The organism is Shewanella sp. VK101 (genome assembly GCF_056497865.1).
The window spans coordinates 301,897-319,836 of record NZ_CM151402.1 but is presented as its reverse complement, the minus strand read 5'-3'; the positions used below and the strand labels follow the sequence as shown (position 1 = coordinate 319,836).

Sequence of the window (17,940 nt, the reverse complement as noted above, 5' to 3'; positions counted from 1 at the left end):
GATTGTACTCCGTTTAAGATGAAATTTCACTGTTACTTAGGCCAGCTTGTAAGCGATAGTGCTGCAGTGATTGCCATGACTTGACCAAGGGTTGAGACAGGCCCAAAGTCTGCTGCAACACTTTGCCGGCTTCGATGGCCTCTTGCTTACTGGCATATTCCCCTACCAATACCACCCACCAATCCTTGTGCTTGGCTACCCTGACATTTTCCACTTTTTTCAGCTTGGCCATAAACGCCGTCAGTGACGATTCACGTTTCAGACTCACCAACTGCAAAGTATAACCCTGTGTCGGTAGCACTCCGGCACTGGGCTCTTGTTCTAGATCAGATTTATCCTGAGCTTCTTGCGACTTGGTATCTTGAGAAGCCTTAGCGGCCTCTTTGACCTGCGGCTTTTGGGTAACCGGCGTAGTAACAGGAGCGGTTTGCACATCCAGTATTGCCTTGGCGTCACTCAGTAGCTCAGATTCTGACTCTGAGGATCGCGCTGTAACCACTTGAGTCTCTACATGCTGATCGTTTATTTGCTCCAAGACCGCCTGCGGCTCTGTTACCTGGCTTTGTACTTGTTTCAGGCGAACGTAAACGGGCGTAGTTGAGAGCGCCTCCTGATCTCGGTCAATATCGAGCCAACGTTCGGCAAATTGGCTTAAGGGACTTGTACTATGCTCCAGCACCAGGGCTGACTTGGGCAATTCAGGCAGAGGCTCGGTCGAGCGCAGCAGATACCAGGAGAGCAGCGCCAGAGAGATAAGCACGGCAAGGCTCGATATCAGTATGGTCTTCCAAGGGAATACCCTTGGCCTCGGCGGCTCACCATTCAATGCCAGCTCCAGCAATGCCAATACCTCGGCCGGTGTGCCTTGTTGCCTCTCCAACTGCTTGACCACTATGGCCCGTGGCGTGAAAGTGTGCACTGCGCTGCGGGTCAACAGTGTCTGATACAGGCCCTCACGCTCGACGAGAGAAAGCGGCTCAAGCTTAACCGGCAACACCTGCTGTTTCTGTGCTTTGGGCAGTTGAAGCTGTAGCTGCTCGGCAAACTCCGGAGAGACAGAACAGGTCAACGTGATAGGTTCTCCTCTGGCCTGCAGCTGAGTCAGCAATAAACACTCGGCCCAAAGCGCCAAGGGCATATTGTCGGCATCGTCGATCAGAATGTGGATAGGCTTGCGCATCTCACCCAGATAGCGCAGCAGGGTATCGGCCAGAGGCTGCTCGTCGTCAAACAGGGGATCGGGCAGCAACTGGATCAGCAACTTGCGCCTTATTTCTGCAGCATCGGCATGTTGAGGACAACTGACCAACGCCAGATCATGCTCATCGAGCACATTGGCCAAGGCGGTCAACAGTCGTGTCTTACCGGCCCCAGCCTGCCCCTGCAACAAAACCAGCTGCTGACCATAACAGGCCAGATGCTGCAGTCTTTGTAACAGTGCCTCTTGCGAGGGCAGGAGAAGTTCTTCGGTTGCCACCATTGTCACCTATCAAGGATCAAGTGCGGCAGATCACCTGTTCGAGTAGGGATTCCGGCACTTGAGCAAAAATACCGGCCTGCCCCATGTCTGTGGGCAAAACCAGGCGAATTTGCCCAGCCAAAACTTTTTTGTCACGCCGCATGTGTTTGATAAAGCTTTCAAAATCCATGGACTCTGGTGCGGTTACCGGTAAATCGAATGCCTGTAGCAGCACAGTGATGCGACGGAGAATTGACTCGTCAATCAGTTCCAAGGCTTTTGCAGTTTGTGCAGCAAGGACCGTGCCAGCGGCAACCGCTTCACCGTGAAGCCAATTGCCATAGCCCATTTCGGCTTCGATAGCATGTCCGAAGGTATGCCCCAGATTCAACAGAGCACGAACCCCCTGCTCTGTCTCATCTTCGGCAACCACTTCGGCTTTTATCTCACAGCAGCGACGTATGGCATAAGCCAGTGCCTCTGGCTGCTGCGATTTGAGTGACTCAACATTGTTTTCGAGCCACAGGAAAAAGTCAGCATCCCAAATGATGCCGTATTTGATCACCTCAGCCATGCCGGCGGCAAATTCACGCGCCGGCAGAGTCTTCAGGCACAGGGTATCTATCAGCACAAGTTGTGGCTGATAAAAAGCGCCTATCATGTTCTTGCCCAGCGGATGATTGACTGCCGTTTTGCCGCCCACAGAGGAATCGACCTGAGACAGGAGCGTAGTGGGGATCTGGATAAAGTCCACGCCCCGCTGATAACAGGCCGCAGCGAAGCCGACCATGTCACCAATGACACCGCCACCGAGAGCCACCAGCACCACATCACGACCGCAGTTGTGCTCAAGCAGAGCCGTAAATACGCTTTCGAGTTGTGCCAGTGTCTTGTACTGCTCACCATCGGGCAGAATATGAGCAAAAACCTGAGCCGCAGGCAGCAGAAGGCGCTGCAAAGACTGCAGATACAGGGGAGCTACTGTGTCATTGGAGACAATGAAGACTTTTTTACCCGAGACACTCGCCGTCAGGCAATCGCTCTGGGCCAACAGACCCTGGCCAATGAAGATAGGATAACTGCGTTCACCTAAATCAACCCGGATCTGTTGCATCTTGCGTCCTAGAAGCCTAATTGTTCAATGATTTGATTGGCCACAACTTTGGCGCTTTGCTCGTCTGTCTTGACGATAACATCGGCGATTTCCTCATAGAGAGGATTACGCACGTCTGCCAGTGCTTCCAACACTTCACGAGGATTATCTACCTGCAGCAAGGGGCGACGCTTGTCGCGCTGGGTACGGGCCACTTGCTTGTCAATAGTGGTTTCCAGATACACCACGATACCGCGGGCAGAGAGGAAGTTGCGGATATCTTTGCTTTGAACTGAGCCACCACCTGTGGCCAGAACTATGCCTTGTTTCTCGGTCAGATCGGAAATCACCTGAGCCTCGCGGCGACGGAAACCTTCTTCGCCTTCAACGTCAAATACCCAGGCAATGTCAGCGCCAGTGCGATTTTCAATCTCTTGATCTGAATCGTGGAATTCCAAATGCAGCATTTGTGCCAGATGACGACCTATGGTGCTTTTGCCTGCGCCCATAGGGCCTACCAGAAAAATATTACGTTTTTCAGCCATTTCTTGTACGTCTGAATCTTATGAAAAGTTTGCCGAATGTCGACTTACTATCAAATCGACGGGATTTGTTACCTTGCTCTAATGAGACTTGACCGGGGATTATCTCAGCTTAAGGACATCCAAGGCAAGTAATGCCGACTATTAAAGCCAAATTTCCCCGGGCCCAAACATCAAAGCCAGCGACTGGCACTGGCTTTGATTGAGGTTTTACAGGTTTGGAAAAAACTTAGGCTGACCCCGGCATGCCTTCAATGCCAATTGCTGTGCAAGCCACGCTCTACAAAAGAGAACGCCACGATGACCCATTCACACCTTCCCTAGATTTCTTCGGTCACTATCTTGGGCGTTACGAAGATCAGTAACTCCTGGCGCTCATTCTTGTCCGAAGTATTGCGGAACAGGAAGCCGACCAAGGGGATATCCCCCAATACAGGAACCTTGCTGACCCGGCTGATCAGGTTCTGTTGATAGATACCACCCAAGACTATGGTTTCACCATTATCCACCAGCACTTGAGTACCTATGCGCTGGGTATCGATGGAGACAGCCTCTCCCAACGGAGTTTGTACTACCTTACCCTGCGAGTCCTGAGTAATTTCCAGATCCAGTATCACGCGGTTGTCCGGGGTGATCTGAGGTGTTACCCGCAGCGACAGTACCGCTTTCTTGAACTGTACAGTTGCCGCCCCACTGGAAGCCGATTCCACGTAAGGGATCTCGACACCCTGCTCAATATAAGCGGCTTTCTGATTCGAAGTGGTAATCCTCGGACTGGCAATAATTTCACCCTTGTTTTCCTGCTCCAGCGCACTCAATTCCAGGTCCAAGACGGTACCGTCAGCCAATTTGGCCACATGAAAAGCTATGCTGGTAGCATTGCTTGGTGCTGCCGGCAGATTCACATTGAGACGATCGCCAATTGATGGAATGGTGCCGTTGGCTATGTCCTGAGCACCTTCCAGGCTACCCGATGTGCCCTTATTGCCCTGCTGATCTGTAATTCCCCAACGGATACCCAGGTCTTCCGAAACATCATCTTTGACCGTGACCATTCGGCTTTCAATCAGCACCTGACGAATAGGTACGTCCAATACTTCAATCAGCTTATGCACATTTTCCAGGATATCGGCCGTGTCTTTAACCAACAGAGTATTGGTTCTTTCGTCCACGGCAACAGTGCCACGCTTGGACAACAGGCTGGAACCTTCTCCCTTCAGCAGGTTAGCAATATCATTGGCCTTGGCGTAATTCACCTGCAGATACTCTGAGTAAAGCGGTGCCAACTCTTCTGAAACCTTTTTCTTGTTCTTGAGCTGATTTTCCTCACGTATGGCCAGCTCTTCCGCCGGCGCCACCATCAGGATATTACCCTCGATTCGCTTATCCAGCCCCTTGGTTTGCAGGATAAGATCCAACGCCTGATCCCAAGGGACATCGTCCAGTCTCAGGGTGATGCTGCCGTCGACTGTATCACTGGTCACCAGATTGAAATCATTGTAATCGGCGATAATCTGCAGCACGGTCCTGACGGAAATATTCTGGAAGTTAAGTGACAGAGTCTTACCTGAGTATTTCTTCTCTTCTTCCAGTTGAACTTCACGCTCGACCTTGTTCATCGCCAAGGTGAACATATTGCCATCTTGCTTGTAGTTATATTCGTAGTCACCTTTGATATCGATTAGCACCCGGGTAGTCAGATCTTCTTTGAAGGTCTCAAAGCTCTTCACCGGAGTGGCAAAGTCCTGCACATCCATGACATATAACATGTCAGATGGAATATCTGTGTTATACAACTTCAGCTCCAGCCTGGAGCCAACTTGCTCCACATTGGCGGCAACCGATGAATTACGCAGCTCAACCAGCAATTCTCCGCCATTGTCACCCAAGCGGCGGAAATCAATATTCTTTATGCTATTGACGAAAGGACTGCTGGCCTTGCTCTGGGGATCCATGACCTCATCATTGACAGTCAAACGATAAACGTTGTCTACCGCCTTACCCTGATAAGGTTTCACTTTTTTCAGTGCCAGAACCAGTCGTAAATTATCGCCGTCCTGCATGCTGGACAGCTGCTCGACACCGGCAGTATTAATAGGGATCTGTGCTTTCTCCAGCGCCGAAATACTGTCGCTGAAGTCCAATTGGATACTGGCTGGATCGGCACTCAAATTGATTTCCGGCTCAGATATCGGCTTGTCAAACACCAACTCCAGCTCCAGTTGATGATCCACAATGGCGTGGTACTTTACATCCACCAGCTTGTTGGCAGCACAAGCGTAGGGACTGAGCCCCAGGACGAGCAGGCTGCCCAGGATAAACTGCATCCATTTGGCTGCATTCTTCGGGGTGATATTCGCGGCAGAAGATTCCATTATTCCCTCATCCTTCGCTTGTTATTCTCCGGTCAATTCCAGGCTGCTGTTGCGCTCTGTCCAACAGCCGGAACCGTCCGGTACTAATTCAATGATGTCGATATTCTGTGCTGATACTTTGGCGATGCGGCCGTGATAGAGTCCCAAATACTCGCCCACTCCCATCCGATAGACATTGCCATCGGTTGTTTCCACCAAGGCCCAAACCACGTTGTCTTCGCTCAGGGTGCCGCGCATCTTGAGGTTGTCCAGCGCATAGGTTTCGAGACGGCTCTTACGACGCTTGAGATCCGGTTGCAGGCAATCCTTGGTGGTATCTATCACCTCTTCCGTCAGTTCCCGGGAGGGCGGCACAAAGGGACTACGCAACATATCTGCCTGATAATCAAAATGCTCAAACTGAGGCGGCTCTTTCAACGGCTGGATCCTGGCAACATGCTGAGCCTTGGTGCTGGTGACAAAGGCTTCAAGATCTGTTCTGTCACCGATACAGCCGCCAAGCATTAACGCCGCCGCGATCAGGGGGATGAGTTGTTTCATTTACCTTTCCCCTTAGCCTTCTCCGGCGGTAATTCCGTTCCCTCTTTAAATCTGTAGGTCTTGGCCAGAATTTCCATTGCCAAGGTGCCGGATGGATCGCGCTTAACCACAAAGTCATGCAGGCTGACGATCCGTGGCAGCTTGGCAACTCCGCCGACCATGTGCCCCAATTGGTGATAGTCACCGGTCACTGCCATGCGTATCGGAAACTCAATATAGAAATCCCGTTGGATCTCTGCATCCCAATCCAAACTCTGGATCTTCAGACCCGCATCTGTGGCGACATAGGTCAAGTCATCGAGCAAACCCGGCATTTCATTCTCTGATGGCAGCATCTTCAACAATTCGGCAAATTGTGCCTCCATCTGTACCAATTGCTCCCGATATAATTTCAGGTTAGCGGCCAACAGATACTTTTGCTTGAAATCATCACGCAGTTGTTGCTCTTTCGCCTGTTCAGACTGGTAAATATCTATGGCGTCTGAAACAAACAGATAATAGCCACCGACGAACACCAGAATCGCCAGCAAGCCTGCAAATACGGCCTTGACCTGAGTCGGCCAGCCGCCGATATTCTCCATGTCCAGATCATTGAACTGGCTCAAATCGAAACTCATTTGCCCGCTCCTTTCGCCATCTGTGCCGTCCCTTCAAGCCGGTTTGCTCCCTTGATACTGACTTTGAGACTGAAGCGTTGCAGCTCTCTGAGTTCTTCCTGTTGAGAGACTATCGACTGCATACTCGGATCCTGAAGCCATTCTGATGCTTTAATTTTTCGCATCATGTTGGCGACATTGTTATTGGACTCACTGCGTCCTTCGATCCAGATAAGGCTGCCTTTCTTTTCTATGCTGGAAAGATAGATACCTGGCGGAATAACCCGTACCAGCTCATCCAATACATGGGTGGGTAAATTACGCGACTGCTGTAAGTTAAGAATAATCTCGGTGCGACGCTCAATATCCTTTTTGCGCTGTTTTATCTTGGTGATTTCAGCTATCTGCTTGTCAAGCAGGCTAATTTCTGACTGGAGATAAGCATTTCGCTGACGCTGATCCTCTGTCATCAAGTCGATAAAGTTCAGTGCCAAATAAACCAATAACGCGGCGCCAATAAAAACAGCAGCCAGAATACCTATATAATCGCGCTTCTGTTTTTCCCTGGCTTCTTCACGCCATGGCAATAAGTTTATGTTCGCCATTGAGCATAACTCCTCAGTGCCAGGCCGCAGGCCACCATGTATTTACTGATATGGGGTTGCAGGGCATTTTTTACTGAATCGTCCGCATGCAAACTTCCCTGAAAGGGGTCGGCAATTATAGTGTGAACACCTAATTCATTGGTTAGAAGATTAGCCATACCTTCTAATTTGGAAGTGCCGCCACAAAGCACCAAATGATCGACTTTATCCTTACCACTGGAAGTGCAATATATTTGCAGCGTACGTTTTATCTGTTGCAATAATTGCGTTTGAAATGGCGATAACACCTCAAACATATAATTGCGAGGTAGATCACCTTCTATCTTGGCCTTTTCCGCCTGCTCATAGGACATACCGTAAAAAGACAATATAGATTGAGTGAAGAGTTCACCACCAAATGCTTGCTCACGGATAAAGGCTGTTTCCCCTTTTTCCACCACGGCGAAGGTGGTCATGTTGGCACCGATATCAACCAAAGCGACAACCTGATCTGCTGCGCCATCCGGAAGCTGCCCCAGGATCAATTCATGGGCACGTCCCAGAGCATAGCCTTCTACATCAACAACTTTAGGTTCAAGGTCGACACTGTCCAGCGCATCGATTCTGGCATCAATATTTTCAGTACGGCAAGCACTAAGCAAGACATCAACCTTGCTGGGGTCTGTCTTGTTGACGCTCAGCGTTTCAAAATCAATGCTGACTTCATCAAGTGAATAGGGAATGAGGTTATCCGCTTCAATCTCAATCTGTGCCTCCATTTCAACCTCACTCAAGGAGGCGTCCATGTAGATGACTTTAGTCATTACGGCTGATCCGGATACAGCGACAGAAGCAAATTTAGTTGATTTGGGCAATTGCCTCTTCAGCTGTCTCATTGCTTCAATAACGGCTTCAGGATCGCGAATATCATGATCATTGATGGCTCCTTTTTTTACAGGAGCAGCGGCATAAGCCTGGATTTTATAACCATCGCCTGTCTTGCCCAGCAGGATCGCTTTGACCTCGTGAGAACCGATGTCAATACCCACCATTTGCGGAGCCTGACGCTTCCATAGATTCGAAAGCATAGTCCTTTGTCACTTTGTTATTGTTAGGTTTTAGATTAGCACATTTTCAAATTGTTACGCCCCTTTGTATAAAATGTTTGAGCACATTACAACGGCTAATTTTTTGACGCTGCCTTTTTGCTTCACCCTGCACAAAACGCCTTATATACTATTGTGCCCGCAGCAAGTTTTGGAATAATCTCGTGAAGTGGTTAAAACGTATACTCATAGCTCTATTCAGTCTGGCCCTTCTTGGGGTTGCAGCTATCGTTGGAGCCTACTTCTACGTCCTGCCCGAACTCCCGGATGTCGCTACACTCAAGACAGTTCAACTGCAAACGCCACTGAGGGTGTACTCCAGTGACGGCAAACTGATCTCGCAATTCGGTGAAAAACGCAGGATCCCGCTGGAGTTGGCCGATGTGCCCAAACCACTATTGCAGGCCTTCCTGGCAACCGAAGATTCACGCTTTTATGAGCATAAAGGTATCGACCCCATAGGTGTGGTGCGCGCCGCATTGGTTATGCTGGCCACCGGCGAGAAAAAGCAGGGTGCCAGTACCATTACCATGCAGGTGGCCAGGAACTTCTTCCTGACTCGAGATAAGACAATTATTCGTAAAGTCAAAGAGATATTTATCTCTATCCACATAGAGCAGCTGCTAACCAAAGATGAAATTCTGGAGCTCTATGTCAACCGTATCTATCTTGGACAGCGTGCTTACGGGGTTGGCGCCGCGGCTCAAGTTTATTATGGCAAGGAAGTCAAAGACTTGACGCTTGCTGAAATGGCAGTTATCGCAGGTTTGCCAAAAGCCCCTTCAACACTCAACCCTATCACCTCCCCCAGCCGAGCTTTGACCCGTCGTAACCTGGTGCTCAACCGTATGCTGGAGGTCGGCTATATCACCCAGAGTGAATATAACGAAGCCAGTGCTCAACCTATTACCGCCAAATACCATGGCGCCGAAATCGATCTCTACGCCCCCTACATTTCAGAGATGGCCAGAGATTATATGGTGCAGAAATATGGTGAAGAGGAAGCCTATACCGGTGGGTACGATGTTTACACCAGCATAGACTCATCACTGCAGTTAAAAGCCCAGAAGGCACTGCGCAACAATGTCTACGCCTATGATGAACGCCATGGCTATCGAGGCCCTGAAGCGGTTCTATGGACAGACAAGCAGCCTGATGAGAACGAGTTGATTGCCACCCTGAAGAAAACTATGCCTATTCAGGAGCTCAGGCCAGCCGCCGTATTGCAAGTAGAGGAACAGCAAGCACAGGTGCTGCTCGCCTCGGGAGAAAAACTCACTCTGCCTTGGGATGGCCTCAAATGGGCCCGCAAGTTTATCAATGACAAACGCCAGAGTGCACCACCGAAGAAAGCCGAACAATTCCTGAAAGTGGGCGAGCAGATTTGGGTGCGTAACAACGGCGATATCTGGCAATTGGCTCAGGTGCCTCAGGTTGCCAGCGCCATAGTCTCGATAGATCCCAAAGATGGTGCAATTCAGGCTCTGGTCGGTGGTTACAGCTTCAGTCAGAGCCAGTACAACCGGGTAACTCAGGCCAAACGTCAGCTGGGCTCCAACATAAAGCCTTTCCTATATGCTACGGCGCTGGAGAAAGGCTATACCCTGGCGACACTGATCAACAATGCGCCGATCAACAAGCCCGACCTCAGCCAAGGTACGGCATGGCGCCCCAAAAACTCACCCGACGTATACGGCGGCCCCACCAGGCTACGTCTGGGACTGGCCCAGTCTATCAACGTAATGTCGGTGAGAACCCTACGCTATGTTGGACTGGATGCCGCCATCGACAAACTGGTGCAATTTGGTTTCGATGCCAAAGAGCTCAACCGCAACGAGTCTCTGGCGCTGGGTTCGCCATCGGCAACACCTTTGCAGGTGGTCACAGCCTTCTCGACCTTCGCCAACGGGGGTTATCTGGTTGAGCCTTACTTCATCAAACGGATCCAGAATGCTCAGGGCGAAATCCTTGAGCTGGCTCATCCTGCCCTGGCCTGCGACGCGCCACTTAAGCCTGAAGAAGATATGGCGGATAACGCGATAACCGATTTGACTATGCAACAGCCGCTGCAGCCCCTGGTTCAGGAAGATCCTTTCAGCTGTGATAGCCCAAGTGCCCGTCACGCCAAGCAAGTGATCAGCGAGCAGACCGCATTCCTGATCACCGATGCCCTCAAGAGTGTTATCTGGGGTGGCGGTAACTGGAGCAAGGGCACTGGCTGGAACGGTACCGCCTGGCGCGCCGCCAGAGTGGTCAAACGCCATGACATAGCCGGTAAAACGGGAACAACCAACGAATCGCGGGACACCTGGTTCAGTGGCTACAATCCCAAGCTTGCCACCACCGTCTGGGTCGGCTTCGATGACCATGGCCGTGAGCTGGGACGTACCGCCTGGAATGCCAGCGGCGCCAAAGATCAGATTTCAGGGGCCGAATCCGGTGCCAAGACCGCGGGCCCAGGCTGGAACGAGTTTATGCGCGATGCCCTGGAAGGAACGCCGGAAGAACCCAGCATTCCACCGGCTGGAATCGTTTCGGTGCGTATTGATTTGGATAGCGGCAAGCTGTCGCGTAAGACAGACTACACCAGCGACTTCGAGTACTTTATTCAGGGTACAGAACCCAAGGAATACGCCACCGGCGCCGAAGATGACAGCGACATCTTTATCGAAACACCGCCGGAAGAGCTGTTCCAGTAACTGTCTGTTTAACACCGTCTGCTAAACATTAAAAAACGCGCCAATTGGCGTAATGCCGATCAGTTAAGACAGATCGCTTGACGATCTCACTGAAAGGATCAAAATCCGATGACCCCATGTCATCGGATTTTTTTATGCAACTTTCAGAAGCTTTGGCGCGTACTCATATCAATCGTCTTACCGAATTCACCTGTCTGGCCGATGTACTTGAGCCTGAGTTAATTCAGTCGTGCCTTGATTCACATGGTGTTGCCAGTTTAAGACGACGTAAGTTACCTATGGATGCCATGATTTGGGCGGTGATTGGTATGGCTCTGTTCAGAGGCGAGTCCGTCCGTTCACTCATCAATAAGCTTGATATCGTCTTACCGCAAGAGGTGGATTACGTTGCGCGCAGTGCTGTCACGCAAGCGCGTAAGCGATTGGGCTCTGACGTTGTTCAGGATGTGTTTAAGCGAAGTGCCAAGACCTGGCATGAAAGAGCAGAGCATCCTCATTGGTGTGGGCTCAACCTCTACGGTGTCGATGGTGTCGTGTGGCGAACACCTGATAGTGAGCAAAACAATCAGGTGTTCGCCAAAACCGCCAACGCTTCTGGTGATGCTGCCTATCCTCAAATTCGCATGGTTTGCATGATGGAGTTAAGCAGCCACCTGGTATTGAACAGTGCCTTTGATTCTGTTGCTGTCAGTGAAATGAATTTAGCCGCCGAACTGATATCAAGCATACCCAATAACAGCCTGACGCTGTTTGACAGAGGCTTTTATTCGTTGGGGCTTTTGCACGCCTGGCAACAGGCTCAACCGAACAGTCACTGGCTGCTGCCGTTGAAGAAAGGGACACAATATGAAGTGGTACGCTCTTTAGGAAAACACGACCAACTGGTGCAGTTAGCCACCACGCCTCAAGCCAGAAAGAAGTGGCCTATGCTACCTGACAATATTGAAGCTCGCTTACTGACAAAGACGATAAAAGGTAAGTCGGTTTCCATTTTGACCTCATTAACAGACCCCTTGCGTTATCCGGGGGCAGAGATAGCGGATTTATATGCCCATCGATGGGAGATAGAAGTGGGCTATCGGGAGATGAAGCAGCATCTTCTGGAGAGTCGCTTTACGTTGCGTAGTCAATTGCCAGAGTTGGTTATCCAAGAATTGTGGGGGGTACTATTGGCCTATAACCTCATCAGATACAAGATGATGTTGATGGCTAAGAGCTTACCGTCGTTACATCCGAACCAATTAAGCTTTAGAGATGCATCGAGTTATATCATTTTTAAACTGACTCAACTGTCATCTCAAACGCCTGGAAATGTCCCGAGAGAGGTCTTGGACATAGTGCGTAATGCGAGGCAGTTCAAGCTTGATGGGAAACGGGATAGAGCCTATCCACGTGCGTTAAAAATGAGTAAAAACAAGTATCCCATTAAGCCTAAGAAAAATGCCGTTCACACTAAGTGAACGGCATTACGCCAATTGGCGCGTTTTTGTTTGGCTCGAATCCGAGGGATAGCTTCTATTTGGCCTGCTTGGCTGTCAGTGCGGCCTTGACCTGTTCCACCGCGGTACCACCGAGAATATTGCGCTTCGCCAAGCAGGAGTCTATACCCAGATGCGGATAAACATCCTCCGTTATGATGTCGGCATAGCTTTGCAAGACTTCAAGTGGCAAGGCTTCCAGCGGCTTACCCTCGGCAATGGCATGCAGCACCACTTCACCCACAACGTGATGCGCCTGCCTGAAGGGCATGCCTTTACCCACCAGATAGTCCGCTAACTCAGTGGCATTGGCGTATCCCTGTTGAGCTGCGGCCAACGCATTGGTTCGGTTAACCTTGACACCTTCAAGCACCAGAGCCGCCATTTTCAAGCACAGGCTCCAGCTGTCCATCACATCGAATAAGCCTTCCTTGTCTTCCTGCATATCCTTGTTGTAGGCGAGTGGCAGCGCCTTCATGGTGGTGAGGATCCCCATCAAGCTGCCGTATACCCTGCCAGCTTTACCGCGGATAAGCTCAAGCGCATCGGGGTTCTTCTTCTGCGGCATCAAGGAAGAGCCTGAGGTGACATTGTCGGCCAGCTCGATAAAGTTGGCTTCGCCGGAATTGAAGAAGATCATATCTTCGGCCATACGACTTAAGTGCATCATGCTGATAGAGGCATCGCTGCAGAGCTCTATGACATGGTCACGATCAGACACGCTGTCCAGGCTGTTGAGGGTAGCAGAGGCAAAGCCCAGGCTGGCCGCCAGCGCCTGACGGTCGATGGCATAAGCTGTACCCGCCAAGGCGCCACAACCCAGAGGGCAGGTGTTGAGGCGATTCAGTGCATCCTGCAAGCGGCTAATATCCCGCTCAAACATTTCCACATAAGCCAAAGCCCAATGGCCAAAGGTCACGGGTTGCGCCCGCTGCAGATGGGTATATCCCGGCATCACGGCATCCAACTCACGCTCGGCCAAGGCCAGCAGCCCCTGTTTGACTTCAATCAACAGACTCTGCAGGTGTGCGCCTTCCTGTTTGCACCACAGCTTGAGATCGGTCGCCACCTGGTCATTGCGCGAACGGCCGGTGTGCAGCTTCTTACCCAAGTCACCCACCTTGGCGATCAGCTGTGATTCCACAAAACTGTGAATATCTTCGGCGCCGGAAGCGATGATCTGCTCCGGCGTATCTTTAACTTCTGCAAGCAACTCAGCCAGCGCCTGAGTCAGGGTCTGGCATTCCTCCTGGGTTAACACGCCGGCCTGGGTTATCGCCTCAGCCCAGGCGACTGAGCCCTGGATATCCTGCTCCAGTAAACGGAAATCCACCGGCAGGGAATCGTTGAAGAGCTTGAAAAGTTCGCTGCTTTGGCCGCTGAATCTGCCACCCCATAAAGCCATGATAAGGTCCTCTTTCTCGGGCATAAAAACTAAGGGGCGCCAATGCGCCCCTAATATACTGACGCTTACTTGCTGTTGAGCGCGCGGATACGGCTCGCCAATGAGTAAAGACGGATAAAGCCTTCGGCGTGTTTCTGATCGTAAACCGTGTCTTCACCGAAGGTGGCAAACGCCTCGGAATACAGGCTGTTGGGAGAACGTTTCTTCACGGCAACCGCCTGGCCCTTGAAGAGTTTGATCACCACTTCGCCGTTAATGTCCTGGGCCAGTGCCTCGGATGCCGCTAACAGCGAGTTGCACAGAGGTGTAAACCAACGGCCATCATAGACCAGATGTGCCATCTGAGCGGCGACCTGTTCCCGCCAGTTACGGCTGGTCTTGTCGAGCACCAACTCCTCAACCGCTCTCAGAGCAGCAAACATGACAGTGCCGCCCGGTGTTTCATAACAGCCACGGGACTTCATCCCCACCAGCCGGTTTTCAGTGATATCGATACGGCCAACACCGTGCGCGGCAGCAATCTGGTTCAGCTTCATCAGCGCCGCATAGGGGCTCAGGGCTTCACCGTTGACTTCAGTCACCCGGCAGTTTTCCACTTTCAGGCTGACATACTCAGGCTCATCTGGCGCATCCAGCGGATCGACTGTCATGGTCCACACCTCTTTGCTGGGCTCATTCCAGGGATCTTCCAGTTCCCCACCTTCGTGGGAGATATGCCAGGCGTTGGCGTCGCGGCTATAGATCTTGGTGGCCGAAGCCGAGGTCTTGATGTTGCGCTCGGCCAGGTAAGCCAGCAGATCTTCACGGCTCTCCATGGTCCACTCACGCCAAGGGGCAATCACTTTCAGATCCGGCGCCAGTGCGGCAAAACAGCCTTCGAAACGCACCTGATCATTACCCTTGCCGGTACAACCATGACACAGGGCGTCGGCGCCGACCTTACGGGCCACTTCCACCTGAGCCTTGGCGATGATGGGTCTGGCCATGGAGGTGCCCAACAGATAGGTTCCCTCGTAGATGGCACCGGTTGCTATGGTGGGATAGATGTAGTCTTTAACAAACTCTTCTTTCAAATCAACAATATGACATTCACTGGCGCCGGAAGCCAACGCCTTTTCTGTCAAACCTTCGAGTTCGGCTTCCCCTTGTCCAACATCGGCACAAAAGGCAACGATCTCACAGTTGTTATAGTTCTCTTTCAGCCAGGGAATAATGGCCGAGGTATCCAGGCCGCCGGAGTAGGCCAGAACAACTTTTTTCACATCTGTGTTTTTCTGTGCAATAGACATCTTAATTTTCCTAGATTCAACTGGCCCTTGGCCATCAGCTCAAAAGTGTTACCAGAACGGCATTCTGCGCGTGCATGCGGTTTTCTGCCTGTTGCAGGATCAGAGAACCTTTGCCATCCATCACCTCATCTGTCACTTCTACCCCTCTGTGAGCGGGTAAACAATGCATAAAATACTTCACCTTATGCTGATCCATCAGCGGCTGATTGATCTGATAAGGATTAAATTTTGTTTCAATATCAGAAAGTTCTGTTTGATCGCCCATGGAAATCCAAGTATCAGTGTAGACGGCATCCTGACCTTCCAGGGCGGCGATGTCCGAAGTCAATACCAGGCTGCCTCCATTCTCTGCCGCCAGTTGCTGTACTTCATTGACAATCAGACCATCGGGGAAATGCCCTTCGGGGCAGATAACCGTCATGCTGGCACCCAGAATAGCAGCGCCTATCATCAATGAATGGGTCACGTTGTTGCCATCACCCACATAGGCCAATTTCACCTTGCTCAAGTCACCGAGCTGCTCTGACAGGGTCAGAAAATCCGCCAGGGCCTGACAAGGGTGGTACAAGTCCGACAGCGCATTGATCACAGGTACAGTGCCGAACTCGGCCAGGCCTTCTATGGTCTTGTGGCTGAAAGTCCGTGCCACTATGGCGTCGGCCCAGCAGGAAAGGTTACCGGCGAAATCGGCAACAGATTCGCGCTTGCCCAAAGCACCATTTTGTTGATCCAAATAAAGACAGTGACCACCCAGCTTATGGATACCGATATCGAAACTGACCCTGGTACGCAGGGAAGGTTTTTCAAACAGCATCACTACGCTCTTGCCCGCAAGCGCGTGTCGGTAGTCTGCCGGATTGGCCTTGATCTTCTTGGCCAAGTCCAACAACGCCAGCAACTGGGATTGGGTGAGTTCTTTAATGGTCAACAGGTGCTTCATACTGCCTTCTCCTATGGTTTTATTTGCGTACCCACGGCTTCGCCCTGAGCCAATGCAGCCAGTTGCGCCGCATCTCTCCAGGAAGCAACCTGTACCGGCTGCCCCATGAGTTCTGCGACTTCCAACGCCGCCTCTACTTTGACTTTCATACCTTTCTCTATCACGCCCAATTTCACCAGGTCGTCGATTTCGCTACGATTAAGACTGGCGATCAACTGCCCCTTACCGTCCAATACTCCGGAAACATCGGAGAGCAGCACCAGCTTGCCCTGCACCAGCTTGGCCAGCACTGTGGCAGCCTGATCGGCATTGACGTTAAGCAGTTGCCCTTCGCTGGATACTGCAATGGAGCTGACAATGGGCATCCAACCCTGAGACAGGACGAAATTGATATAGCTGCCGTCTTTGGGGGAAACTTCACCCACCAGCCCCAAACGTTCATCTTTAATTACCGCATCGACCAAGTTGGCATCCGCCAGACTCATGCCAACGCTGGCGACACCAGCCTTGATGGCCGCCGCCTGCAGTATCTTGTTGGACATACCGGCCAGGGCGCCGGCGATGATCGGCATCTGCTCCGGCGGGGTGACCCGCAAGCCATCGAGCTTCACCGTATCCATGCCATTGGCCTTGAGCTGTTCATCCACCAGATAACCGCCACCATGAACCAGAACCACCTTCTGTCCCTGGGCCAGCATTTTCGCCGCCGTATCCATCAGCCTGGCCATTCCCATCTCACACTGCATCAGTGCGCCGCCAACTTTCAGAACCAACACCTTGTCTTTCGTGCTCATAGTGACAACTCTCTCTAACCGTTCCGGGAATCATTAGTATTTAAAGTGAATCTTTATGCATTGCAGCGCCTGACTGGCAGCGCCCTTCATCAGGTTGTCTATGGCACTGGCCACCACCAGATAATGGTTCTGTTCATCAAACTTCCACCCCAGATGACAATTGCCTGTGTGTACCACGTCATCCACCTTGGGAAATTGGTTCTGTTTTACGCTGACAATGCTCGAGCCATGGTAGATGCTGTAAGCCTCGGCAACGTCCTCAGTCCTGGTACCCGGCTTGAGCTGCAGCGTAATGGTGGCGAGAATGCCGCGTTTGAAGTTGCCAAGGTGCGGAGTAAAAATCACTTCCTGCCCCAGTTGGCTGGCGATTTCGGGCTGATGCCTGTGACCAAGCACACCGTAGGGCGTTAAACTCACTTCACAGAAACTGGTGTGCAGCTGCGCCTTGCGCCCGGCTCCGGTCACACCGCTAACGGCATTAATAACGGGGAAGGCATCTGTCATCAGTGACTTGAGCGGCTTAAGCGCCAACAGAGATGCCGTGGGATAACAACCGGGAACCGCAATCATCTTGCTGTTGGCAATGGCCTCAGCATTCCACTCGGCCAGGCCATAAACCGCCTGTGCCAATACTTCGGCTTGGTCATGCTCAAAGCCATACCACTTGGGGTAGTTTGCAGCATCGCTGAAACGATAAGCACCGCTCAAATCAAATACCGCCAGCCCCTGGGCATAAAACCAAGCTGCCAATTCCAGGCTTACCGAATGTTCGGTCGCCAGCGCCACGGCGTCGGCCTGTGCCACTATCTGCTGTTTGGCCTCTGGCGTTAACGGCTGCAACACTGCAGAGATATGTTGATATACAGGATAAAGCTCGGCCAGGCTTTTGCCCTTATCCAGACTATTTTCAGAGACATACAACCCTTGAATGCTTAACTCTGGCTCAGTTTGGATCAGGGCGGTTAACTGGGCACCTGTATATCCACTGGCCCCTATGATGGCGATATTTTTCATGGTTTCTAATTCTTCAAGCTAATCAA

At 51.4% G+C, this 17,940-nt stretch carries 15 protein-coding genes; 2 read left to right on the top strand and 13 right to left on the bottom strand.

All coding sequences use genetic code 11. From position 1 onward, the window contains the following. Positions 1-13: 13 nt before the first annotated feature. From ACSHSR_RS01520 to ACSHSR_RS01485, 8 genes are all read right to left on the bottom strand, one after another. A complete protein-coding gene (locus tag ACSHSR_RS01520; RefSeq protein ID WP_479631184.1) occupies positions 14-1,480 on the bottom strand; it encodes an AAA family ATPase in 1,467 nt (488 codons plus the stop codon). 16 nt (positions 1,481-1,496) lie between these two features. Continuing rightward, positions 1,497-2,573: a 3-dehydroquinate synthase gene (aroB, locus tag ACSHSR_RS01515; protein WP_479631183.1), complete on the bottom strand. Its 1,077-nt coding sequence runs from the start codon at positions 2,571-2,573 to the stop codon at positions 1,497-1,499. 8 nt (positions 2,574-2,581) lie between these two features. After that, positions 2,582-3,097, bottom strand: a complete 516-nt coding sequence (aroK, locus tag ACSHSR_RS01510; RefSeq protein ID WP_025011596.1) for a shikimate kinase AroK — start codon at positions 3,095-3,097, stop codon at positions 2,582-2,584. 317 nt (positions 3,098-3,414) lie between these two features. After that, on the bottom strand, positions 3,415-5,469 hold the full coding sequence (locus ACSHSR_RS01505; RefSeq protein WP_413735018.1) for a type IV pilus secretin PilQ: 2,055 nt from the start codon (positions 5,467-5,469) through the stop codon (positions 3,415-3,417). 21 nt (positions 5,470-5,490) lie between these two features. Further along, positions 5,491-6,009, bottom strand: a complete 519-nt coding sequence (locus tag ACSHSR_RS01500) for a pilus assembly protein PilP (RefSeq protein WP_413735020.1) — start codon at positions 6,007-6,009, stop codon at positions 5,491-5,493. Then, on the bottom strand, positions 6,006-6,626 hold the full coding sequence (locus ACSHSR_RS01495) for a type IV pilus inner membrane component PilO (protein ID WP_144166169.1): 621 nt from the start codon (positions 6,624-6,626) through the stop codon (positions 6,006-6,008). The genes ACSHSR_RS01500 and ACSHSR_RS01495 overlap by 4 nt, the downstream gene beginning before the upstream one ends. After that, positions 6,623-7,210 carry a PilN domain-containing protein gene (locus ACSHSR_RS01490; RefSeq protein ID WP_044733478.1) on the bottom strand — a complete coding sequence of 196 codons (588 nt, stop codon included), beginning with the start codon at positions 7,208-7,210 and terminating at the stop codon, positions 6,623-6,625. Before ACSHSR_RS01490 ends, ACSHSR_RS01495 begins: the two co-directional genes overlap by 4 nt. Then, complete coding sequence (locus ACSHSR_RS01485; RefSeq protein WP_025011592.1) at positions 7,198-8,277, bottom strand: pilus assembly protein PilM; 1,080 nt, start codon at positions 8,275-8,277, stop codon at positions 7,198-7,200. The genes ACSHSR_RS01490 and ACSHSR_RS01485 overlap by 13 nt, the downstream gene beginning before the upstream one ends. A gap of 182 nt (positions 8,278-8,459) precedes the next feature. Between ACSHSR_RS01485 and ACSHSR_RS01480 the strand changes: the two genes are divergently transcribed. Together ACSHSR_RS01480 and ACSHSR_RS01475 are read left to right on the top strand one after the other, a co-directional pair. Further along, on the top strand, positions 8,460-10,994 hold the full coding sequence (locus ACSHSR_RS01480; protein ID WP_413735023.1) for a penicillin-binding protein 1A: 2,535 nt from the start codon (positions 8,460-8,462) through the stop codon (positions 10,992-10,994). Positions 10,995-11,128: 134 nt separating this feature from the next. Beyond that, on the top strand, positions 11,129-12,454 hold the full coding sequence (locus ACSHSR_RS01475; RefSeq protein ID WP_208184440.1) for an IS4 family transposase: 1,326 nt from the start codon (positions 11,129-11,131) through the stop codon (positions 12,452-12,454). Between the two features lie 55 nt (positions 12,455-12,509). Here ACSHSR_RS01475 and argH read toward each other — a convergent pair whose 3' ends face one another. The 5 genes from argH to argC all read right to left on the bottom strand — a co-directional run bounded on the left by argH (position 12,510) and on the right by argC (position 17,914). Further along, positions 12,510-13,877, bottom strand: coding sequence for an argininosuccinate lyase (gene argH / locus ACSHSR_RS01470; protein WP_413735025.1), 1,368 nt, complete (start codon positions 13,875-13,877; stop codon positions 12,510-12,512). A gap of 65 nt (positions 13,878-13,942) precedes the next feature. Continuing rightward, the gene (locus tag ACSHSR_RS01465; protein ID WP_025889296.1) at positions 13,943-15,166 is read right to left on the bottom strand and encodes an argininosuccinate synthase; all 1,224 of its coding nucleotides are present in this window, start codon (positions 15,164-15,166) and stop codon (positions 13,943-13,945) included. Between the two features lie 34 nt (positions 15,167-15,200). Continuing rightward, entirely contained in the window at positions 15,201-16,106 is a 906-nt protein-coding gene (locus ACSHSR_RS01460) for an ornithine carbamoyltransferase (RefSeq protein WP_413735027.1), read from the bottom strand. An 11-nt stretch (positions 16,107-16,117) separates the two neighbouring features. Continuing rightward, positions 16,118-16,900, bottom strand: a complete 783-nt coding sequence (argB, locus tag ACSHSR_RS01455; protein ID WP_025011587.1) for an acetylglutamate kinase — start codon at positions 16,898-16,900, stop codon at positions 16,118-16,120. A 33-nt stretch (positions 16,901-16,933) separates the two neighbouring features. After that, positions 16,934-17,914 (bottom strand): N-acetyl-gamma-glutamyl-phosphate reductase, encoded by a 981-nt coding sequence (gene argC, locus ACSHSR_RS01450; protein ID WP_144191256.1) that lies wholly within the window; start codon positions 17,912-17,914, stop codon positions 16,934-16,936. Between the last annotated feature and the right edge of the window lie 26 nt (positions 17,915-17,940).